Origin of the sequence: Phormidesmis priestleyi BC1401 (assembly GCF_001650195.1) — a bacterium.
GTDB classification, from domain to species: domain Bacteria; phylum Cyanobacteriota; class Cyanobacteriia; order Leptolyngbyales; family Leptolyngbyaceae; genus Phormidesmis_A; species Phormidesmis_A priestleyi_B.
This window is the reverse complement of the sequence record NZ_LXYR01000056.1, coordinates 1-22,196: the sequence shown is the minus strand read 5'-3', so window position 1 is coordinate 22,196 and position 22,196 is coordinate 1. Positions and strand designations below refer to the sequence as shown.

The 22,196-nt window shown below is 47.7% G+C and carries 20 protein-coding genes and 2 tRNA genes; 12 read left to right on the top strand and 10 right to left on the bottom strand.

The window, feature by feature from the left end; genetic code table 11:
* Positions 1 to 75 precede the first annotated feature (75 nt).
* From A8707_RS21165 to A8707_RS21145, 6 genes are all read left to right on the top strand, one after another.
* On the top strand, positions 76 to 1,170 hold the full coding sequence (locus A8707_RS21165; protein WP_068819186.1) for a hypothetical protein: 1,095 nt from the start codon (positions 76 to 78) through the stop codon (positions 1,168 to 1,170).
* A gap of 79 nt (positions 1,171 to 1,249) precedes the next feature.
* Positions 1,250 to 1,320, top strand: a tRNA-Gly gene (locus A8707_RS21160).
* 273 nt (positions 1,321 to 1,593) lie between these two features.
* Complete coding sequence (hsdR, locus tag A8707_RS21155) at positions 1,594 to 3,990, top strand: EcoAI/FtnUII family type I restriction enzme subunit R (RefSeq protein ID WP_068819185.1); 2,397 nt, start codon at positions 1,594 to 1,596, stop codon at positions 3,988 to 3,990.
* Positions 3,991 to 4,029: 39 nt separating this feature from the next.
* Positions 4,030 to 5,502: a type I restriction-modification system subunit M gene (locus A8707_RS21150; RefSeq protein ID WP_068819184.1), complete on the top strand. Its 1,473-nt coding sequence runs from the start codon at positions 4,030 to 4,032 to the stop codon at positions 5,500 to 5,502.
* Between the two features lie 214 nt (positions 5,503 to 5,716).
* A complete protein-coding gene (locus A8707_RS28520) occupies positions 5,717 to 5,890 on the top strand; it encodes a type II toxin-antitoxin system HicB family antitoxin (protein ID WP_074382549.1) in 174 nt (57 codons plus the stop codon).
* A 111-nt stretch (positions 5,891 to 6,001) separates the two neighbouring features.
* Positions 6,002 to 7,648 carry a restriction endonuclease subunit S gene (locus A8707_RS21145; RefSeq protein WP_068819183.1) on the top strand — a complete coding sequence of 549 codons (1,647 nt, stop codon included), beginning with the start codon at positions 6,002 to 6,004 and terminating at the stop codon, positions 7,646 to 7,648.
* A gap of 102 nt (positions 7,649 to 7,750) precedes the next feature.
* Here A8707_RS21145 and A8707_RS21140 read toward each other — a convergent pair whose 3' ends face one another.
* Positions 7,751 to 8,140: a hypothetical protein gene (locus A8707_RS21140; RefSeq protein ID WP_068819182.1), complete on the bottom strand. Its 390-nt coding sequence runs from the start codon at positions 8,138 to 8,140 to the stop codon at positions 7,751 to 7,753.
* Between the two features lie 204 nt (positions 8,141 to 8,344).
* Positions 8,345 to 8,467: a hypothetical protein gene (locus A8707_RS30345; protein WP_269452751.1), complete on the bottom strand. Its 123-nt coding sequence runs from the start codon at positions 8,465 to 8,467 to the stop codon at positions 8,345 to 8,347.
* Position 8,468: 1 nt separating this feature from the next.
* Here A8707_RS30345 and A8707_RS21135 point away from each other — a divergent pair, with 1 nt between their 5' ends.
* Positions 8,469 to 8,813, top strand: coding sequence for a hypothetical protein (locus A8707_RS21135; protein WP_156518799.1), 345 nt, complete (start codon positions 8,469 to 8,471; stop codon positions 8,811 to 8,813).
* Positions 8,814 to 9,379: 566 nt separating this feature from the next.
* Here A8707_RS21135 and A8707_RS21130 read toward each other — a convergent pair.
* From A8707_RS21130 to A8707_RS21105, 6 genes are all read right to left on the bottom strand, one after another.
* On the bottom strand, positions 9,380 to 11,971 hold the full coding sequence (locus A8707_RS21130) for a glycogen/starch/alpha-glucan phosphorylase (RefSeq protein ID WP_068819180.1): 2,592 nt from the start codon (positions 11,969 to 11,971) through the stop codon (positions 9,380 to 9,382).
* 149 nt (positions 11,972 to 12,120) lie between these two features.
* Positions 12,121 to 12,390, bottom strand: coding sequence for a GlsB/YeaQ/YmgE family stress response membrane protein (locus tag A8707_RS21125; protein ID WP_068819179.1), 270 nt, complete (start codon positions 12,388 to 12,390; stop codon positions 12,121 to 12,123).
* 55 nt (positions 12,391 to 12,445) lie between these two features.
* On the bottom strand, positions 12,446 to 13,045 hold the full coding sequence (locus tag A8707_RS21120; RefSeq protein ID WP_068819178.1) for a hypothetical protein: 600 nt from the start codon (positions 13,043 to 13,045) through the stop codon (positions 12,446 to 12,448).
* 454 nt (positions 13,046 to 13,499) lie between these two features.
* Positions 13,500 to 13,832, bottom strand: a complete 333-nt coding sequence (locus A8707_RS21115; protein WP_197484942.1) for an aldo-keto reductase family protein — start codon at positions 13,830 to 13,832, stop codon at positions 13,500 to 13,502.
* Between the two features lie 116 nt (positions 13,833 to 13,948).
* Positions 13,949 to 15,301 (bottom strand): S-layer homology domain-containing protein, encoded by a 1,353-nt coding sequence (locus tag A8707_RS21110; RefSeq protein ID WP_068819177.1) that lies wholly within the window; start codon positions 15,299 to 15,301, stop codon positions 13,949 to 13,951.
* 45 nt (positions 15,302 to 15,346) lie between these two features.
* Positions 15,347 to 15,784, bottom strand: a complete 438-nt coding sequence (locus tag A8707_RS21105; protein WP_068819176.1) for a hypothetical protein — start codon at positions 15,782 to 15,784, stop codon at positions 15,347 to 15,349.
* Between the two features lie 634 nt (positions 15,785 to 16,418).
* Between A8707_RS21105 and A8707_RS21100 the strand changes: the two genes are divergently transcribed.
* The 3 genes from A8707_RS21100 to A8707_RS21090 all read left to right on the top strand — a co-directional run bounded on the left by A8707_RS21100 (position 16,419) and on the right by A8707_RS21090 (position 18,923).
* Positions 16,419 to 16,622, top strand: a complete 204-nt coding sequence (locus A8707_RS21100; protein ID WP_068819175.1) for a chlorophyll a/b-binding protein — start codon at positions 16,419 to 16,421, stop codon at positions 16,620 to 16,622.
* Between the two features lie 269 nt (positions 16,623 to 16,891).
* The gene (locus A8707_RS21095; protein WP_068819174.1) at positions 16,892 to 17,491 is read left to right on the top strand and encodes a PadR family transcriptional regulator; all 600 of its coding nucleotides are present in this window, start codon (positions 16,892 to 16,894) and stop codon (positions 17,489 to 17,491) included.
* 97 nt (positions 17,492 to 17,588) lie between these two features.
* On the top strand, positions 17,589 to 18,923 hold the full coding sequence (locus tag A8707_RS21090) for a tetratricopeptide repeat protein (RefSeq protein ID WP_068819173.1): 1,335 nt from the start codon (positions 17,589 to 17,591) through the stop codon (positions 18,921 to 18,923).
* Here the strand turns inward: A8707_RS21090 and A8707_RS21085 are convergent.
* Together A8707_RS21085 and A8707_RS21080 are read right to left on the bottom strand one after the other, a co-directional pair.
* Positions 18,918 to 19,790: an S-methyl-5'-thioadenosine phosphorylase gene (locus A8707_RS21085; protein ID WP_068819172.1), complete on the bottom strand. Its 873-nt coding sequence runs from the start codon at positions 19,788 to 19,790 to the stop codon at positions 18,918 to 18,920. The two genes, A8707_RS21090 and A8707_RS21085, sit on opposite strands and share 6 nt — an antisense overlap.
* 134 nt (positions 19,791 to 19,924) lie before the next feature.
* Positions 19,925 to 19,996 (bottom strand) — tRNA-Gly (locus A8707_RS21080).
* A 188-nt stretch (positions 19,997 to 20,184) separates the two neighbouring features.
* Here A8707_RS21080 and tatC point away from each other — a divergent pair.
* Complete coding sequence (gene tatC / locus A8707_RS21075; RefSeq protein WP_068819171.1) at positions 20,185 to 21,003, top strand: twin-arginine translocase subunit TatC; 819 nt, start codon at positions 20,185 to 20,187, stop codon at positions 21,001 to 21,003.
* Between the two features lie 86 nt (positions 21,004 to 21,089).
* Complete coding sequence (locus A8707_RS21070; RefSeq protein ID WP_068819170.1) at positions 21,090 to 21,824, top strand: TIGR04255 family protein; 735 nt, start codon at positions 21,090 to 21,092, stop codon at positions 21,822 to 21,824.
* Positions 21,825 to 22,196 lie beyond the last annotated feature (372 nt).

Sequence of the window (22,196 nt, the reverse complement as noted above, 5' to 3'; positions counted from 1 at the left end):
CCCTTGAATCACCTGAACGAAACGCCATCCAACGACTAAAATGAGGGTGACTTGGAGTTTCTGGGATGGCGACCTATGAATGCGGCTGATTTTCAGTCTGGGCACGATCGACGACACAACGATCCCCCTAATCTGTGGCTTGCGGTTTTGGCAGGCTCATTGGTTGTGCATTTGTTATTGCTGCTATCGGGGCGGCTGTTTCTGTTTCGCGTCAACAGCCAAAAATCTGCGGGAGTGATGGCTCCGATCGAGCTAGTCGATATTTCTCCAAAGTCTTCTAATAAAACGACGCGATCGACTCGTTCATCTGCTCCTAAAGTGGCTACATCTGCGGCGGCTTCTCAACGTGCGGTTAATTCTGAGGCGACTCCTCAACCTGCTGCACCGATTCAGCCGTCGATCGTTCAACAACCAATTCCTAGCCCCATTCCACAACCTTCGATCGTTCAACAACCCATTCCTAGCCCCACTCCTCAGGTCAAGCCTTCTGTCAAACCTACGATCGTTGCTGCAACGCCAAGACCTCAGCTTCCATTCGTTAAAGTCCGCCCAACGGCACCGCAACCCGTTGTTCCAGAGCAACCATCCTTTCCCACTTCGGAACCGAGGGGAGCTAACACGGGCGATCGACCAACCTCTCTAGATGCCAACTCTGCTATTTCGCCTGGTTCGGCAGATCCTAATAACAACCCGTCAGCAGTGCCAGACTCATCGACAAACGATTCAGGAAAGGAGCCTAGCACACTAGGACCGATTGGCTCAGATCAAAGCTTACCTTCCACTGAGGTGACGATCTTGGCTCAAGTAGCCGCCGGACAAATTCGACGAGCAGGTCTTTCAGGCGACAGCTTTGCAAAAACAGCACAACTCAAAGGCAACGAGCAGCAGCAGATTACCATCCCTTATTCTCCTGACCTTAAGCTACTGCCAGGGCAAATCCTGAACTTAGAGGCTCAGGTTACGGTGGATACGACAAACGGTAAAGTGATTAATGCAACCGTTCCTGTCAATCCAACCTCAATGAGTAGTGCAGAGCTAGATAGGCTGGTCAACAAAGTGTTTGAGCCGTTGTTGTTTGATGTTATATTTGATACGACTGATTATAATCCTGTTAATAAGGCTCCACTAACCGCGTGGGTGGTTCCGGTGCAGATACAAGTTGTAAAGTGAGCAGAGGTTGTTGTGGATTAATGGCATCCGCTTGCGGAAAATCATGTTAATCTAGTATTCGCCTTTGTAAGAAGATTATGCGGGTGTAGTTTAGTGGTAAAACCTTAGCCTTCCAAGCTAATGATGCGAGTTCGATTCTCGCCACCCGCTTAAAAATGTATAGTGACTAATTAAATGTCATCGGTGACCGATTTAGTGTCGCTAGTGACTTGCTCTTGTCGTCGAGACAAATTAATGTCTTTTGATTGGTAGTGACAATTTCAAAATTGGTTGCCACTCATTACTTGGCATCGTCATTTATATAAAAGACTGGGCAAATGGCTTGAAGAAAGGCTTCAATAGAGGGTACGTTCTGTTTGTGTTGGTGCAGGTTATAGGCACAGAGCGAAACTGCTCGTTCTTCACCAATCAATCCTAATCTTTATGTCAGAAGATTTTAATAAATGCTCCCTGACTGAACGGGATATTTGCACAAAATGGATTACGCCTGCTCTGGAACGGGCGGGTTGGGATACCTTAACTCAGATCCGCGAAGAATTCCCGCTGACTGACGGACGAATACTCGTTCGTGGGAAACTGCATACCCGTGCCCGAAACAAGCGAGCGGACTACGTACTTTTTTACAAGCCCAATATTCCGATCGCCATCATCGAGGCGAAGGACAACAATCATTCTTTGGGGGATGGGATGCAGCAGGGGCTGAGCTATGCTGACCTGCTCCAAGTGCCCTTTGTGTTTAGTTCTAATGGTGATGGCTTTTTATTTCACAATAAAATTGCTACGGATGGCATCATTGAGCGTGAACTGGGTCTGGACGAGTTTCCCTCTGCTGATATGCTTTGGCAATGGTGGTCTGCTCACCGGGGGCTGTCTGAGCAGCAGGAGAGTCTGGTCACGCAGGATTACTACAGCGACGGCAGCAACAAGACCCCGCGCTACTATCAAGTGCTAGCCATCAACAAAACCATTGAAGCGATCGCCAAAGGTCAGAACCGTATTTTGCTAGTCATGGCAACTGGCACAGGCAAAACCTTTACCGCTTTTCAAATCATCTGGCGGCTCTGGAAATCGAAAGCCAAAAAACGCATCTTGTTTCTCGCCGATCGCAATATTTTGGTCGATCAGACCATGACCAACGACTTCAAGCCCTTTGGCTCGGCGATGACCAAGATTCAGAAGCGACAGGCAAACAAAGCCTATGAGATCTATCTGTCGCTCTATCAGGCAGTCACGGGCACTGAAGAAGAGCAAAATATTTATAAACAATTTAGTCCTGACTTTTTCGATCTGATCGTGATAGATGAGTGCCATCGGGGAAGTGCGGCAGAAGACTCGGCATGGCGGCAAATCTTGGACTACTTTTCCTCTGCGACTCAGATTGGTTTGACGGCTACCCCGAAGGAAACGAAACAAGTTTCCAATATTGACTATTTTGGCGAACCCATTTACACCTACTCCCTGCGGCAGGGCATTGACGACGGTTTTCTTGCGCCCTACAAGGTCGTACGCATTGACATCGACAAGGATCTGGCAGGCTGGCGACCGGGTAAGGGGATGGTCGATAAGTACGGCAGCGAGATTGAGGATCGCATTTACAACCAGAAAGATTTTGACAAAACCCTGGTTTTGGAAAAGCGGACTCAACTAGTGGCTCGAAAGATCAGCGAGTTTTTGAAGCAGACCAACCGCTTTGATAAAACGATCGTCTTTTGCGAAAACATCGACCACGCCGAACGAATGCGACAGGCGTTGGTTAACGAAAATGCTGACCTGGTTGCCGAAAATTTTCGCTATGTGATGCGGATCACGGGGGACAACGAAGAAGGGAAGGCAGAACTGGATAACTTTATCTTCCCAGAATCCAAGTACCCGGTGATCGCCACTACCTCTAAGCTGATGTCTACGGGAGTCGATGCCCAGACCTGCAAGTTAATTGTGCTCGATCAGCGGATTCAGTCGCCGACCGAGTTTAAGCAGATCATTGGTCGGGGCACCCGCATCAACGAAGACTACGGCAAGTTCTATTTCACGATCATCGATTTCAAAAAAGCCACCGAACTGTTTGCTGACCCCGATTTTGACGGCGACCCGGTGCAGATCTACGTACCGAAGGATCTTGATGACTCGCCAGTGCCACCGGATCTGCCAGATTTACTGGAGGGTGAAGAACCGGAAGGCGGCTATCAGTATCCCGAACCAGGTGAAGGCAATCAATGGCTGGGGGTCGGCGAATCTGCTGATTCTGACTATGAGCCTGGTGTACGGCGCTATGTAGTGGCGAATGTGGAAGTCAAGGTGGTTGCTGAGCGGGTTCAGTACTTCGATGCAAACGGCAAGCTGATTACCGAATCGCTCAAGGATTACACCCGCAAAGCTTTAGCCAAGGAGTTTGCCTCGCTGGACGACTTTCTGCGGCGCTGGAGCAGTGCTGACAAAAAACAGGCGATCGTGGATGAGTTGGCGAACGAAGGGATATTCTTTGAGGCGCTGGCTGAGGAGATTGGAAAAGATTGTGACCCCTTTGACCTACTTTGCCATGTTGCCTGGGATAAGCCACCGCTGACCCGCAAGGAACGGGCTGAGCAGGTTAAAAAGCGCAATTACTTTACCCAATATGGCGATCGGGTCAAGCGAGTGTTGGAAGCCCTCTTAGATAAATATGCCGATGCAGGTGTGGGGCAGATTGAGGAAACTCAGATTCTCACCGTTGCGCCCTTTACTGAATTTGGCACCCCGATCGAGATTGTGCGTGCTTTTGGGGGGCTGGACAATTACCAGAAGGCGATACGCGACCTGAAAGAGTCACTCTACAGTGCATAATCTCTAGAGCGTAGATACCGAAAAGCTAGATACAGAAGCATGGCAATTGGAACACTGATCAAGACGATTCAGGACATCATGCGTAAGGATGTGGGTGTCGATGGCGACGCTCAGCGCATCAGCCAGATTGTCTGGCTGCTGTTTCTGAAGATTTTTGATGACAAGGAGCAGGAATGGGAGTTTACCGTTAAGGGGTATAAATCGCCTCTACAGAGCCGTTTTCGCTGGTCAAACTGGGCAAAGAATCCAGAAGGGATTACGGGCGAAGATCTGACTGATTTTGTCAACAACGAGTTGTTTCCCTCTCTGAAAAAGCTGGCTACGGCGGCTGGGATTTCGCCCCAGGGCAGGGTAGTGGGTGAGGTGTTTGAAGATGCCTACAACTACATGAAGTCGGGCACGCTGCTGCGTCAGGTAATTAACTGTATTGAAACGGATGTCGATTTCAACTCGTCTACCGATCGCCATCTGTTTAACGACATCTACGAAAAAATTCTGGCGGATCTGCAAGCGGCGGGGAATGCGGGTGAATATTACACCCCCCGCGCTGTGACCCAGTTTATGGTCGATATCATCAACCCCAAGCTGGGCGAAAAGGTGCTTGACCCCGCCTGCGGCACGGGTGGCTTTTTGACTAACACGATCGAGCATCTCAAGCCACAGTTTAAAACTACTGAGGATCGCAAAACCCTGCAAGATACCCTCAATGGGGTGGAAAAGAAGCCGCTGCCGCACATGCTCGCCATGACCAACGTGATGCTGCACGGTATTGATGTGCCTACCAACATTCGCCACGACAACACCTTGAGCCGTCCGTTGAGAGATTATAGTCCCAAAGATCGGGTGGATATCGTCATCACAAATCCGCCCTTTGGCGGCATGGAGGAAGACGGCATCGAAGCCAATTTCCCAAAAAAGTATCAGACCCGCGAAACTGCCGACCTGTTTATGGCGTTGATCATGCACCTGCTTCAGCCTGATACGGGTCGCGCTGCGGTGGTGTTGCCCGATGGGTTTCTGTTTGGCGAAGGCACTAAAACCAACCTGAAGCGCGAACTGCTGGAAGAGTTTAATCTGCATACTATTGTCCGGTTGCCCAAGGGTGTATTTAGCCCCTACACCGGAATCAATACCAACATTCTTTTCTTTGAAAAAGGTGATCCCACTCAGGATATATGGTTTTTTGAGCATCCCTATCCCGATGGCTACAAGTCCTATTCACGATCGAAGCCGCTGACGATTCAGGAGTTTGATCGGGAGAAGCAATGGTGGGGCGGTGCTGCCAGAAAGGGGCGCAAGGTTAACGAATATGCCTGGAAGGTGTCAGCCCAGGCGATCGCAGACCGCAACTATAACCTCGACTGCAAGAACCCCCACGAAGTTGAGGTGAATCATGGCGAGCCGGATGAACTGATGCAGGAGTATCTAGGGATTGTTCACCAGCTTGAAGCAGCTCAAACTGCTCTGAAACAGGCTCTGATGGAGGCGTTGAGGGATGAGTCAATGCCATGATTAGTTATGATCAAGCGATACTAAGGAATGAGGATTTATTAACGTGGGATGCCCAGAGGTCGCCCCCCAACCCCCAATCTGGGGGAGCCAGAGTTCAAAGTCCCCCAGATTGGGGGATTTGGGGGGCGACCTCTAGGCAAGCTAGCATCATGCAAGGTTGTTCAGAATACAGGTTATTCAATCCACGATCCTAAACTTTTTGGGAGATTAAGTTATGAAAGCAGAACTTACAGCCATCATTGAAGCGGCTGAGGAAGGAGGATATTGGGCAATCTGTCCTGAAATACCTGGAGCCAATGGGCAAGGAGAAACCATAGAAGAAGTCAAAGAAAACCTCAAAAGCGCGATTCAACTAATCCTGGAAGATCGATTGGAAGATATTCGTTGAAGCCCTTCCACGACATCAGAAATCAAGGAATTGCTTACCAAGAAGATCCTTAAAAGTTTGAATGCAGAATAATGCGATCGCCCATCAGACATCTCCCACTACACCCTCCCCATGCCTGACGATACTGTGCTGCTAGAACGCCACTTTGATACCGCCTTTGCTGCACCGGATGGCATTCAGAGACTGCGTGAACTGATTCTGACACTTGCCATGCAGGGCAAATTGGTGCCGCAAGACCCGAAAGATCAACCTGCGAGTGAATTGCTGAAGGCGATCGAGGTAGAAAAGCAGCGGTTAGTGAAGGAAGGGAAAATCAAACAGCCAAAGCCGTTACCCGCAATCACGGCGGAGGAATTACCCTATAAGCTGCCTGATGGATGGGAATGGGTACGACTTCATGATTATGGAATTTGGAAATCTGGCACCACTCCTAGCCGTACCAATAGCTCTTATTATGGCGGTGATATTCCTTGGGTTAAATCAGGGGAAGTAAAACAAGGAAAAATTGTCGAAACCAGCGAAACTATTACCCAAGAAGCTCTAAAAAGCTGCTCTTTGGATTTGAACTCGATCGGTTCTGTTCTTGTTGCTATGTATGGCGCAAATATTGGTGAAGTTGGTGTCCTAGAAATTGAAGCAACAACGAATCAAGCCGTTTGTGCGTGTAAGCCTTATTTAGGAATAGACAACATCTTTCTGGTTTATCTACTTACTTCGCTGAAGCAGAATTTTATTGGGCAAGGTGCGGGAGCTGCACAGCCAAACATTTCCAGAGAAAAGATCATCCATACAATTGTTCCTCTTCCCCCACTTGCCGAACAACGCCGCATCGTCGCTAAAATCGATCGCCTCATGGCTCGTTGTGATGAACTGGAAAAGCTGCGGGGCGATCGCAACCAAAAAAGAATCACCATCCACACTGCCGCCCTCAACCGTCTGCTGACAGCTAAAGAGAGCAGCGACTTCAGCACCGCTTGGCGCTTCATCACACGACACTTCGGCGAACTCTACTCGGTCAAAGAGAATGTGGCTGGACTGCGTAAGGCGATCCTTCAACTCGCTGTCATGGGCAAACTGGTGCTGCAAGATCCGAAAGATGAGCCTGCTAGTGAGTTGTTAGAAAAAGTTGCGGATGAACGTTCAAGGCTTCTAAGCAAAAAAGAAGTTAGAGAGGAGAAATCATTAATTCCTATCTCTGATAGTGAAATAAAAGATTTACAAATCCCAAATGGTTGGATAGCTGTTCATTTAGGAGAAGTTATTTATTGTCTAGATTATAAGCGAAAGCCAATTAAGAAAGATGATAGAGTCAAGGGTGAAATACCTTACTATGGAGCAAATGGAAGAGTTGGATGGATAGATGAATATATATTTAATGAACCTCTTGTATTGGTCGTAGAGGATGAAACTTTTATCGGCAGAGTATTGCCTTTCTCTTACACAATAGAAGGTAAGTCTTGGGTCAATAATCATGCTCATGTATTGAAGCCTACTTTGGCATTAGATATAGACTTTCTAAATTATTCTTTATCCTACTATCCTTTTACGAAATTAACCTCTGGAACAACTGGGAGAAAGAAGTTAAACAAAACGACATTGTTAAATATTCTATATATTTTTCCACCTCTCGCAGAACAACATCGCATCGTCGCTAAAATCGATCGACTGATGGCTCTTTGCGATCGCCTAGAACGGCAGATAGATGCCGCGACAGACAAACGAACTAAATTACTCAAGGCATTGATGGCGCAGGTGTAAAGGAGAAGCGATGCGCCTACAATCCGTTTACATCAGCCAATACAAAAACCTCGAAAACTTCACCATAAGTTTCAACGGCAATAGCTTTATCGATATCTTCCATCACTTTTGCATAGACTCAGCCAAAGCTGCCTTCGATCGAGCCACCGAAAGACGGACTCGCTCCATCTGTGACTCATAAGCCGCCTTTTGTTCGGGCAGCGTGTCGCCTGGGTTGGCTCTCAAAATCTGCTCATAGTAGCGAAAAATTTGAAACGCATAACTGGCAGTTGCCACCTGTTCCTGAGACAGAGACCTGATGCGATCAACCAGATCAGCACAGGTTGCCGAATGTGGGAGTAGAAAAACGTCGGCATACAGCGGCGGAAGTTTGTGCGATCGTGTGTTCAACTCATCTAACAGCTCTATTGCTTCGCCAGACAGCTCTCCGTCAAAATCAGCCAGAGAATTCAGTAAGGCTATCAGTAAGAACTTTGAACGTTTCTGCTTCAATCTCAAAGTGTACAAGGGAATTCAACTTCTTCAAAATTCTAGCAAGTCCCAACAGCAATTTTTCCTTCAGGTGCTTTCATCATTGGTGTAAAAGCGATCGCTGCACCGAATAAAAAGCCAAACTTGAGCAGATGGATGTCTATTGAAATGTTGCTCATTTGATACTCCTCGTCCTAAAACAGGATGGGCAACAATGGACTGGCTCTAGAGCGCGGCTACCATCACCTTTCTCACCATTTCTCTGGAACTGGTCGGCGACATTTCTACCCGTTTCCTCAAAGACGGTCCCGATACCGCAGGCGCGATCGCCGTCAGTGTGCAAAGCATCTTGACGCTCTTAACAGCGGGTGGCACACTCACCAAAGCTGGACAGACCGCAGGCAAGCAAACGCTCAAAGCCGTCAAAGTGCCAGAGCCGTATTGGCAGGAGTTAGGCGCTGGGGTTGCCTTTCTGTTGCTCTTAGGGCTACTTGGTCTGCGACAGTCTTTACCTCAAATCTCCATCTGGTACACCGATCGAGCACTGGAAAACTACCACGAACGTGTACTAGAACTAGACGCTGACAACGCCACGGCGCACTTCTGGGGCAGACTCTATGAAGACCTGCAAAAGCCCGATGAAGCGCGCACGCAGTATCAGTATGCGATCGCGTTATCGAACCGATTGAGGTAACTCCAACCACAATTTTTGCTCATAGAACGATCAAAGGCGTGCCATGAGAGCTTTCACCCCCTTTCAGGTTAATCTGAGATCTTGCACCTGAACTAAAACTCTCTCGTTTCTGGCATTCACCCGCCCGTGATTGAACATCACGGTCTAACGGTGCAAAGTCCACTCAAGGGACTGAGAGAGGGTTTGAGGTTCAGTCCGTTTCAACAAACTTCGCAAGGCTAGCCCGGAATTCCATTCACGGGACAGAACCGCAGCGAATAGACGGGTGCAAGATCTGAGTAATCTTACCCACACCTGCGAACAAACGGAAAGACAACATCTAATTTGTCTTACCTCGATCCAAAAGCCTTTCGGAAAACGACATTTAATCCGTCACTTTTTCGACAGACGACACCTAATCTGCCATTATTTCGGACAGTGCCAAAGCATCTTGTAGCCCCTACAATTCCTCGAAAGCCGTGATATGACGAGAGTGTCGCCCGATGACAACAGTTTGTCTCGACGACATCTAATTTGTCACTGTACAAAAATCCCCCGAAACAGAGGCGTTCTGGGGGATTTTGTTTTTAATAAGGTATCACTGCTCGTTCCGGTACCCTCGATTCTGTGTCCTCCCCTAATTGAATTGGAACAGGCTGAACGTGCCAAATATCCCGCGTATAGTCTTGAATCGCCCGATCGGACGAAAAATATCCAATTCGAGCCGCATTCAAAATAGACATCTTTGTCCAAGTTTGAGTGTCTCGATAGGCTTGACTGACGTGCTTTTGACAGTCAATATAAGACTGATAATCAGCGAACAAAAGATAGTCATCCTGATTCTTGAGCGAGTCGATCAAGGGTTTAAACAGGTCTGGATCGCCCTTTGAAAAATAGCCCGATGCAATCTGGTCGATCGCGGCTTTTAGTTCGGCATTTGATTGGTAGTAGTCTTCGGGGCGATATCCTTGCGCTTTGAGTTGCGCCACTTCTGGAGTAGTCAAGCCAAACAAGAAAAAGTTTTCGGCTCCCACTCGATCGCGAATCTCAATATTCGCCCCATCCAGCGTGCCGATCGTCAGCGACCCATTCATCGCAAACTTCATATTGCTGGTGCCAGAGGCTTCTTTACCCGCTAACGAAATCTGTTCTGAGAGGTCAGCCGCCGGATAAACGCGCTGCGCCAAAGAAACGCCGTAGTTGGGAAGGAACACCACTTTTAGGCGATCGTGGAGGTCTCGATCGTGATTCACTACCTCTGCGACGGAGTTAATCAACTTAATGATCAGCTTTGCCATCGTGTAGCCCGGAGCCGCTTTGCCTGCAAAAATCACCGTTCTAGGAAGCACATCTGCGTCAGGATGCTGTTTGATGTAATTGTAGAGCGTGATGACGTGCAGAATATTTAAGTGTTGACGTTTGTATTCATGAAAGCGTTTTACCTGAATGTCAAACAGTGAGTCAGCACTGACGCTGATTCCGATCGTCCTTTGAATATATTCTGCCAAATCTTGCTTGTTATCTTGCTTGATCTGCCGCCACTGCTCACAAAATTCCACATCCTCTACAAAGGCTTCTAGCTGTTTGAGTTCATCTAAATTTTTGACCCAGGTTTTGCCAATTTTATTCGTGATTTGCAGCGCTAATTTCGGATTTGAAATCAATAGCCAGCGTCGAGGAGTCACTCCATTTGTTTTATTGCTAAACTTCTCTGGAAATAGCGCGTAAAAATCTCGCAGAAGCTGATGTTCTAGAAGCTCGGTGTGCAATGCGGCAACTCCGTTAATTGCGTGACTGCCCACACACGCCAGATACGCCATTCGCACTCGTCGCTGTGTTCCTTCTTCGATGATGGACATCCGAGTCACCCGATCGCCATCTTCAGGATAGAGAAGCCGGACTCGATCGAGAAATCGCCGATTGATCTCAAAAATGATTTCTAAATGGCGGGGCAACAGTCGTGCAAAAAGGTCAAGACTCCACCGCTCCAGCGCTTCTGGCAGAATAGTGTGGTTCGTATAGCCAAAGCTATTCTGCGTAATGATCCACGCTTGATCCCAGTCTAAGCCATGCTCATCGAGCAGGAGCCGCATCAGTTCTGCAATGCCGATCGACGGATGGGTATCGTTAATTTGAATTGCAACTTTATCAGCAAAGTGATCAAAGTTATGATGGGTTTGCAAATAGTTTCGGATTATGTCTTGTAATGAACAGGAGACAAAAAAGTATTCCTGTTGCAATCGCAGTTCTTGCCCCTGATAGTTGTTGTCATTGGGATAGAGAACTTTTGTAATGTTCTCAGAAAACGTCTTATCGGCAACGGCACGGGCGAAGTCTCCAGTGTTAAAAATTTCTAAGTTGAAGTCTTCACTTGCTTTCGCACTCCACAATCTCAGCGTATTGACCGTGTTTGAGCTATAGCCAGAGATCGGCGTATCATAAGGCGTTCCTAAAACCGTCCGTTCAGGAATCCAGCGCACCTGATACCGTCCCGTTTCATCGGTGTAACTTTCAGTTCGTCCGCCCAGTTTGATCTCAACAATATACTCCGGTCGCGGAATCTCCCACGGGTTGCCAAACCGCAGCCAGCGATCGGGGCGCTCAACCTGCCAGCCATCTCGAATCGTTTGTTGAAAAATCCCAAATTCATAGCGAATGCCGTATCCGATCGCAGGTATTTCTAACGTCGAAAGCGAATCTAGAAAACAGGCAGCGAGACGACCTAACCCACCATTGCCGAGTCCGGGATCATCTTCTTGCTCTAGCAAATCATAGAGATCAAATCCCAGTTCTTGCACAATGTCGCGGATTTCTTCATAGAGTCCGACGTTGACCAAATTTTTACCGAGTTGTCGCCCGATTAGATATTCAGCAGACAGATAGCAAACGACCTTAACTCCGGGTTGCAGATAGGTTTGATCGACCGTTTTAATCCAGCGTTGCAGAAGACGATCGCGCACCGTGTAAGACAACGCCATGAAATAGTCGTGCGGAGTCGCCCAAGCCTGATCTTTTGCCAAAATGTAGTAGAGGTTGTCTAATAGCGCCCGTTTCAGCGTTTCTCGATCCATTCCCGTCCGATCGTCTTGCACTTGAATCTGAACGTGTTCTGTCCGACAAAAATGCTTTTTAGGATGCGGAGCGTGGCGATCGTCCTGCTTTAAGGAGTTGACGTTCATAAATGAAACCCTTTAGGCGTGTTCTAGTCACTCAAGCTAAAGAGATCATGGCTTGATTGCATCTAGCTCAAGACAGAACAAAGCATCCAGCCTTAACAAAAGGTGGAGGTTGAAAGGAGAGACTAACCACTGATCATCAGCTCGTCAATCTAAACCGCGCGACTGGTGAACTGGTAGTACAAGAAAAGTGCAATCATAGCGCCAATGACCGCAACAATGATTCCAGGAATGCTTAACGATGCAGATGTAAACGCTAGCGTTCCTGTGTTGATTAACGTAAACACTGTGCCGCCGATGAAAGCACCGACAATGCCTAAAACCATCGTGCCGAGAATGCTGCCGCCCTGGTGACCAGGGTAAATAGCTTTTGCGATCGCGCCTGCAATAATCCCTAAAACGATCCAAGCAATAATATTCATTGATTTAACTCCGTTATGATTTTAGTTGAAACACGTTGACGAAACAAAACAGCCGTTACTGACCAGAACCCGTCCCGGTAGGATTGGTGGTTCCAGAACTGGGACTGTTTTCTGACCCGTTAGTCGTCGAATTGGGTGACGAACTCGGTTGAGCAGAACTTTTGGGGGTCGTCGGCTGAGAACTCGGTTGAGCGGCGGGGGCAACCTGAGTAGCGGGGGCAACTTGAGTAGCAGGAGCCGACGGCTGAGGAATGGTAATATTTACACTGGGGGCTTGGGGCACAGGCACTACCCGATCGCGCTCAATCACGCGCTCACGCACTTCAGGAGACGGGCTGACGCTAGGCGAAGCAGCCGCACCAGGAACCACAATCGTCCTGTTGACAGGGGCAGGAGTTTGATTGCTCTGATTTAGCAGATAGAGCGCACCCCCGACGATCGCCGCTGTGCCTGCAAGAATGAGACCGATAAGCAGACCCCGACCTGCATTGTCATTATCGCGAACTTGCTGGTTGGCTTCGTGGCGATGTTGCTCAACTGCGCGCCCTTGTAGGTAGCCATCCTTATAGTCAACCGGGTTGGGGTCTACTACATTAGACTCGCCTGGATTGGGAACCTGATTGAGATTGTCTTCGCGATCGTTTAAGTTTGCCATGTTAAAAATTTAGGGTAGTTGAGAAGTTGTCTGAAAGCGCTTTCGCAACATTGAGACCAGTGAGTGATGCCCCCGAACAATCAAACGTTGCTTGTGTTCTTGGTTACAATTTACTCTCCAGTTAAGAGCGAATCGCTGTATCCAGAGAGATAACCCTTCCTCTAGCTAAAGAGAGATCCTCGTAGGGTCTGCTGGCTTGCGATATAAGTAGTTTATTGACACAGTTCTACGCAGATAGTATAGGACAAGGGGCTTAAGCCCCTCGTTGCTTTGACAGCAACGCAGCATCCTAATGCAGTTTCGTAATGCTATAACTCCGCTTCCAGTTCATCAAACACTTTTATCCCAACAAAGCCGGGTTCGTTGCCGTAGTGTCAAACTGATTAGTCGTTCTATAGAGTTCGTAAGTCCCTTTTGCCGCCGCTTCACGAGTCCGAGTCAGCAAAGCTGTAACTTATGCCTGACTCATCGGCTTAAACGTGCGGACTGCCTCAAACGCCTGGTCTAATATCTCCATTGAGTCAATGCCTGTAATCACGGTTGAAGTGGGCAGATTCATTGAATAGTGAAGGCACTCGATCGGACTAACCGTGTTGCTTCTGAGAATGTAGGGGTCGCCCATCGATTTCATGCCCAGCACCCCAATGTCATTTTTCAGCAGCACAGGTAACACTTGTTTCTCAAAGCTTCTGAAGCGGGCATCCATCACGTTTAGCGGCATCTGCACGGTGTCGAACCGGAAGTTATTTTGCGCCCCAACCCCCAATCTAGGGGAGCCAGAGTTCAAAGTCCCCCAGATTGGGGGATTTAGGGGGCGACCTCTAGGCAAGCTAGCGTTATGCAAGGCTGTTCAGAATACAGGTTATTTGATCCACGATCCTAAGAACAGGCAAGCCACGATATCTAAGGATTTGAGCGGGTCGTCCCACCCTTAAGCGCCTCGGTTGCTGATAACCCATCGCCTTGAAAGCCAAAATACCACAGCACTGCCGCCGCTTCAGCACGGGTGACGGTGCGTTTAGGTTGAAACAGGGTCGTATAGCCAAATGCTCTGCGAATATTCGCCTGATCGCCATTCTGAAAATCTGCTAACACTGCCCGTAGAGCCTTTGAGTCAGTTCGAGAGGCATCTTGGAAGCCCCAGGTTTGTTTAACTGCGTCGATCGTGGCACTCGGCAGCGTTTGACGCGTATCGATCGGAACCTTCCACAAAATCAAATCTTCACGGCTCAAAGGAGCATCGGGGCGAAACAAAACGGTTGTGCTGTCTCCTGAAAGCGAACTGGAGATTAACCCCGCTTCTGCTAGCCCCTGAATGGCAGCAAAATCAGGATCGGTGCGTGAGACATCCTGAAAAGCAGGCTGAGACGTTTCGACTCCTAAACGAATTTGTCGAGCCGGACGACTGCTGTAGATGCGATTATTGGCGGCGACGAGCCAGCGCGCATAGTCTCGTCGGGCAATCGTTTTATTGGGTTCAAACAAAGTTTTGCTTCCTGTCTTGTTGTCTGAAGAGAGCGATAAAACGCCTAACTTCGCTAAATCCTTGGCATATTGACTGAGTTCTTTAGGGGCTTTGTCTAAATCGGTGAAGGTTTGCGGATCAGAGGCAACAGGCGCACTGGTTGAAGCGGCGGCTGTAGTTTGAGGAATTGGACCAATAAACTCAGGGCTACCGGGCTGCGGAACGGACGCATTTGGAGATGCCGATCGGGTCGGCTGCGTGCGGCTAGTCTGAATCGAGAACCCAGCGCTGTTATCGGGCTGAGTGTTGGATTGAACGGTAACGATCGCTTGCAGTCCTTCTCGATTGGCTTCAAAGGTGCCTTGAGTTTTATCGATCGGTTGCCCGTCTAATGTCCAGCCATTTTTTTGCAACTCTTGCAGATAGAAGGCGACGATCTGATCGCTCTTGTCTTGGCTATTCCAACGAGTCAGTACCCCTTGATTAGGCTGGTTGCTATCGACTTCGAGCAGCGATCGGTTGGGATAGATCGGAATCTCAGCCGGAAAATCGGCAGGAAGTTGTGCTTGAGTGGTTTGAGCCACTGGGCTAGGCTGTGGAGTTTGAGCCACCCCGATCGTCGCCCCATTGTCTTTTAATCGGGGGTCAGCCTCAAACGCACCCTGAAACGACTTGCCCACCGGACTGTTTGTGCAGCTCGCGATCGGCAAAATCAGGAATGCAGCGAGACCTAGAGAAGTTGTCAGACGTTTAAGAGCCACAGCACGACGGAGTAACGATTCTTCTCTCATTCTAGTGCTGAGGTTTGAGGGATGATATGTGCGCCTACAAGCCGCCTATTCTTTGTCATCTTCGAGCATTTTTTGAAGATGCACTCCGCTTTGACTGTGAGCAAATCCCAGGCGGGTGGCTTCTAGCTCTTGAGACTCTTCTGAGAAGACTTCTATCTTTTTAAACCACCAGTGATAAAACGTCGGAAACCTCACCTCTTCTTGAGAGGTTTCTAGTAGCTCTAGTGCCCGCTCTCGTGCAGAAAGCAGACCGGAGCCATTTAACTCTGGGTATTGCATCAAAAGGCTTGCCTGTTCTCGCATTTTTGAGCGAATTGTGGACGATTTCAATTCTCTGCACTCTGAGCAGATATCGCCTTGCAAAAGCCCTGCATCATTAAAGAGAAGAGTGCGAATTTTGTGAACCTCAAATCTTTGACGGCAAACGGTGCATGAGAGCTGAGGGGGACAGGTTTCTAGCTTACGTGCGAGTTTAATTTTCATCGCTGTGCAACCACAAAAATTGTTTTTATTCCTAGATCCCTAAAATAGCGGATTCATGTAGTCAGGTTGCTATTTTTTTGCAATTCTCAATATTGAGAGGACAAAATTCTAGAGTTCTACAAAGAGAGTAATCGTTCCTGATCTACTGCCGTTTATGTTCGGACTCAAGGTTAACGCTTTGCGCTTGAGTTATAAAAGTTCATTGACGTTTTGGTTTTGACTTCTGCGATTCCTTGCAGCGCGTTGCCATTAACTATCGAACGGAAGCGGAGGAGCTTGGGTAGATAGGAATCAGGATTGTAAGTAGAGCGCGATCGTCAATCCCAATTCCAACCACGTCTGCTTCTGCACAGGTTTTCTTCCTCAACGCGAACAGCCCTGAAACCTACAGTGCTCACAACCTAAAGCAAACCTCTATCTAAAGAGGTAGTTGTCTCATCATTCACAAAAGTTAACAAACATCCGTCGGGGATCAGGTCTCTGTGCGGCTTTGGTTGCATCACACTGACTAAAAACGTAAAGCAAGCCAGTCGGGTGAGTGAAAAAAGGTTAACCCTATAGGAGGAAAGCAAGCACAGAAGGTTTAGATAATATGTGAAATGTAAGGTCAAGAAAAACAACTGGAGCTACTTTCATGGAAACTCGCAAAAGCACCGATTTACCTCCTGTCGCGACTGCTTATAACGGCAAAGACCGCAACTCATTTTTGTTTGGTTTTAACCCCCAAGCTGAACTCTGGAACGGTCGATTTGCAATGATTGGCTTCACCGCATACTTGCTGTGGGATTTAGCTGGTTATAGCGTAGTGCGTGATGTTCTGCACCTAGTTGGCTACTAACCCATAAATTCGGTTACACAGTCTATTCATTAATTAGTTTTAAAAGCCCAGTAGCAGTATTGCTATTGGGCTTAATTTTTATAAAAAAGTCTGATTTTGGCGTATTTTTTGCGTCTTATACAATTAACTCTGCCGATCGCGTTCACATCACTATTTCTTACCTGTACTCACTTTTTATAAGCGTTTGCCCTCAAAAAGCTGGGCGCAAAAATAGTTAGCGATATATCGCGATATATCGTATAGTGAAGAAAGTTATTCAAGTGAAATCCATGTTTAGACACTTTCATGCTCGATCGTTCACACCCGCATGGGCAGGGGCAGACCAAAACGACCTATCGTTTGTGAGCCATCGATTTCAGCACGGCAGACCCACAGAAGGCAGACAGAGGGGCGAGGGTTGGGGAGACGATCGCCGCGCTCGTCGGGGTGACATCAAGTTCATTTTGCTAGAGCTATTGTCTGATCGTCCTCGGCACGGCTATGACTTGATTAAAGATCTAGAAACTCGTCACGGAGGGTTTCGTCGCCTCAGCCCTGGGTCGGTCTATCCGACTCTTCAGATGTTAGAAGATGGCGGTTATTTAACGAGTCAACAAGAGAGCGGTAAACGCGTTTATACGGTGACAGAGAGCGGTCGATCGCTCCTCGCAGAACGAACTCCCGCCGAGCATCCAGGTGCGCCCAGAGATGACTTTGGCAATTTTGCAGAGAAGTCAAAAACCATCAGCGAGTTGCGGAATGCAGCCACCGAGTTAGCAGCGGTGGTGATGCAAGTCGCCCGAAGCGGCAACCTCGATCGGATGGCTCAGGTTCGTGAGTTGCTCGACCAAGTTAAGCGAGAAATCTATCTGATGTTGGCAAAAAAATAATCAGGAATCAGGCACGCAATTCGCAGAGATTTCACACAAACCTTCTGAGATAGGTTAGATTTTGAGCGTTTGATTGACTTGAAGCTGACCAGACGTGATGAAATTCTTACCCCGCATTGCTTTGCCCTTGGCAACATTTCTGATGTCTGCTCACTTGGCGACGGCTCAATCAACGCCGTCGCCTCAGCCGACACTAGCACCGCAGCAACGCGAAGAAGTGCAGAAACTCATCGATCGAGAGATTGATCAGAGTAATCAGATTAACGATCGAGTGCAGCAAGCTGTCAACAACACGTTTGGTTGGACAACAGGATTGCTAAACTCACTCATCGCAGTGTTAGTAGCAATGCCAGTGTTAGCGGTGATCGTAGCGCTGATATTACGCAATAGCATTCGCAGTCAGTTAATCTCTGAGATTAAAAAGCAATTAGAAGAGGAAACTAAAAAAGAGGTAAAAGAGCAACTAAAAGTGCAGGTGACAGAAGAATTGCAAAAACAAGTAGAAGAATTTAAGCAGGATTTAGAATCCTTAAAATCAGACTTTGTAAGCCAGTTACAAGACTTATTTTTAGTAGCGCAGACCGAAAAAGAAGAGATCTTTCAAGAACTTTCTAAAATTACACCATCTATTATTCAAGAAGAGTTTGTTGCGCCTGAGATTCATCAAAAAATACAAGAACTGACGAGACAGCTTGAGTTCTTAACTTCTGTTAATCCTCACTTAGCTTTAACAGCTAATGATTATTTAAAACAAGCAGATGCACTTTATTTTGAGAATCGATATGACGACGCTATAGAGTCATATGAAAAAGCGCTGCAAATTCAACCAGAGATGATCGCGGCATGGCTAGGAAAAGCTAAAGTTTTGAGAAGAATGAAGCGTTATGATGAAGCACTTTCTGCTAATAGAAAAGTCTTACAAATTCAGCCCGATCACCCTAAAGGTCTATTTGGGTTGGGCTACACGTTGAGAGATATAGGGCTTTATGAAGAAGCGATCGCCGCGTTTGACCAGTCGCTAAAAATTCAGCCCAATAGCCATCACAACTGGAAGCATCGAGGCTATGCGCTCACCAAGCTGGGTCGCTATGATGAGGCATATATAGCCATCGCCACTTTGCTTAGGACATTTTTGGTAGTGTACTTCGCGTGCTGCCAAAAATGTCCCTGTCCTAACCTATGTGGCGGTAGCTATATCTCTTTTGAAGAGGCATTAAATCTAAAATCGAGTTCTGGAGGAACTTACTACAATCGAGCCTTTTACTACCTTTCTTTAGGCGACATGGATGCTGCAATCGCAGATTTACAACAAGCGATCGGGTCGTCTTCTTACTATCTGAGCTTGGGAGAGGTTGTAAAAACTGACCCCGATTTCGATTCGATTCGAGAGGACGATCGCTTCAAACAACTCATGGAAACGAATTCTCTATAAATACTTTTTCAGCAATAGATTTAATCGTTCTTTAGCGGCATCTGAAACCTTGTCCATCGGAGTCAAAATCGCATACTTGAGAGCAGAATGAGCCTCAGAAGTGGGCGGATTTGCACTCAGTCGACGCACTGTTTCTTGAATCACTTTCTGGGCATTGATCGCATTGCGCTGCAGATTTGCGATCACCATCTCCACGGTCACATTATCGTGATCAGAATGCCAGCAGTCATAATCGGTCACTAGCGCCAAAGTCGCGTAAGCAATTTCAGCTTCTCGCGCCAGCTTTGCTTCTGGAAGGTTGGTCATGCCAATAATCGTGGCACCCCAACTGCGATGCAAATTCGATTCTGCTTTCGTCGAAAACGCAGGACCCTCCATGCACACATAAGTGCCGCCTCGATGCAGCCCGACATCCGTAAGGTTAAGACTCTCGACCGAATCGGCTAACACCTTCGCTAAATTGAGACAGATTGGATCGCCAAAGGCAACGTGCGCCACAATGCCATCGCCAAAAAAGGTGGAAATGCGATTTTTAGTGCGATCGATAAACTGATCAGGCACAACCATATCTAACGGTTTCGCCTCCTCTTTCAGAGAACCCACCGCAGAGGCTGAAATCAGATACTCTACGCCCAAACTTTTCATCGCATAAATGTTTGCCCGAAACGGCAACTCAGACGGCAGCAAATGGTGATTTCGCCCGTGCCGTGCCAAAAATGCGACTCGTGTTCCGTCTAGAGTGCCGACGATGAGCGCATCTGATGGTGAGCCAAAGGGGGTTTCAATCTGCACCTCTTCTACATCTTTAAGCGCCTCCATTTTATAGAGTCCGCTGCCGCCGATGATGCCGATTTTTGCTTGAGCCATGAGGAATGAGGATGAGGTGAACGAGTCAGAGACTAGAGAAGGGATCTGGAAACCCCAACGCTCTTGCGGGATAAACACTAAAAAAGTGCCTGAAAAGCCTTTGAAATCAAGACCGACAGACACTTCAATTAGAAAGCGGGTGACGCGATTCGAACGCGCGACATTCACCTTGGCAAGGTGACGCTCTACCACTGAGCCACACCCGCGTTTGACACAGCTACTAATTTCGCAGATTGCCCCAGCTTTGTCAACCCCTTATGACAAGTTTGCAATCTGTCTAGAGGAATTTGACCGAGCAAATTAGACTAATCTAGTCTATGGATTGGTGATTCTGTCTCTTTGGGCGGCTGAGGTCGATACAATAGTGACAACCCTTTGGACAGAAGCCTGACCCATGACTGCTCCTTCGGAACTTGAAACGGTGACCCAGCCAGATATCGCTCAAGATCTTCTCACTGATGAGGTGGGACAAATTTCTTTGGAGACTGAAGCGATCGCTGAAGATGACATTATTGACGACCTAGAGATGTCGCTCTTTGATCACCTCGAAGAACTGAGGCGACGAATCTTTTATTCCCTAATCGCGATCGCCGTGTCAGTCGCGGGCTGTTTTACCTTTGTGAAACCGATCGTGCAGTTGCTAGAAGTTCCCGCTCAGGGGGTAAAGTTTCTGCAACTTGCGCCAGGAGAATACTTCTTTGTCTCGATTAAAGTGGCGGGTTATATGGGGCTGCTGCTGTCGGCTCCGTTCTTGCTTTATCAGACTGTTGCCTTTGTGATTCCTGGGTTGACGCGGCGAGAAAAGCGGTTTTTGGCTCCGATCGTCCTGGGTTCTAGCGTTTTATTTGTGGGCGGCTTGTGGTTTTCCTACATCGCGTTAATTCCGGCAGCGCTGAATTTTTTCATCACCTACGGGCAAGATGTAGTGGAGCAGGCGTGGTCGATCGATCGCTATTTTGAGTTTGTTTTGCTGCTGATGTTCAGCACTGGGTTAGCGTTTCAGATTCCTGTCGTGCAGGCACTTTTGGGACTTTTGGGAATTGTTTCCTCTCAAACCATGCTGGCAGCTTGGAAATATGTGCTTCTAGGTGCGGCAGTCTTAGGCGCGGTGATTACGCCGTCTACCGACCCGCTGACTCAAAGCCTGCTGGGAGGAGCCGTTCTCGCCCTTTATTTTGGTGGTGTTGGCGTTGTAAAACTGTTGGGTAAGTAGATTCATAGCGCTGATGTCTGCTTCCGAAGCTTTGTAGGTTGCATCCACTAGAGATACTATAGTGGATACGCAGACACGGAAAAAGAATGCTGGAGCGGCAACACTATTCAAAAGCCCCTATCACTGAGGCGCTTATTGACTTACGAGTGACTCTTCCTAATGAAGCGACTCTTGCAGGGCTTAATGAGCTATTTCCTGGCATCAGTGTTGATTATCCTAATCAAGATGATCAATTAGTTTTCCAAGGGCAACTAACGGGGGGTGCAAGTGTCTCTGCAACAGCCAATCAAACTCAAGTTGGATATACCTACTCCGATCGGGACCGTAAAAAGATCTTTAATGCCAGCTTAGGTGGCTTTACGTTTAGTCAGTTGGCTCCTTACGATCGCTGGGAAGCTTTTCGAGACGAAGCCCAACGATTGTGGAGTATTTATCAAAATGCAATGCAGCCGACTGCTATCACTCGGCTTGCAGTTCGCTATGTAAACCGCATTGATATTCCACTTTCTACGTTTGAACTTAAAGATTTTCTCCGCACTGTTCCAGAAGTGTCAGCAGATCTATCAGAGGGATTAAGCGGCTATTTTATGCAGCTTCAAATGCCGCAGAGAGATATTGATGCGACTGTCATTATTAATCAAGCCACGATTCCTCCATCGACCTCTAAAGTCACCCCAATATTGTTGGATATTGAAGCGTCTCAAACTCCGACCTTGGTGCTAGACCAACCATTTTGGGACTATTTAGAAAAACTGCACACCAGACTCAATCATGTTTTTGAAGCTTGTATCACAGACGAAACAAGGAAGTTAATAAGATGACAATCATTCATTTACCACCTCCGACTTCAACTGAAATCAGACAGCCTCTTCTCATCCGAGAACAGCCGGGTTTGCCACAATTTCAAAGCCAAGAGCGGCAGAGATTGGTAAAGGTTACAGAACAAATTTGGCAGACTCTAACCTGTTCGGAAAAACTACTAAATACCTTGGCAGATGACGAAGAGATACAGCACAATTCCGTACCACCTAAGCGAGTCTTTACTATGAAAGTTCGCTACCGACTCACGGGGCGAATGCAACCTCAGCCATACTTAGTGACATACTCCTACCCTGAATCAAAGATTACAGGGTAGGCTTCCAACAGCCCGATGAAGGGTATGCAGGATTTCCTTCGTGGTACTTTGATCCATA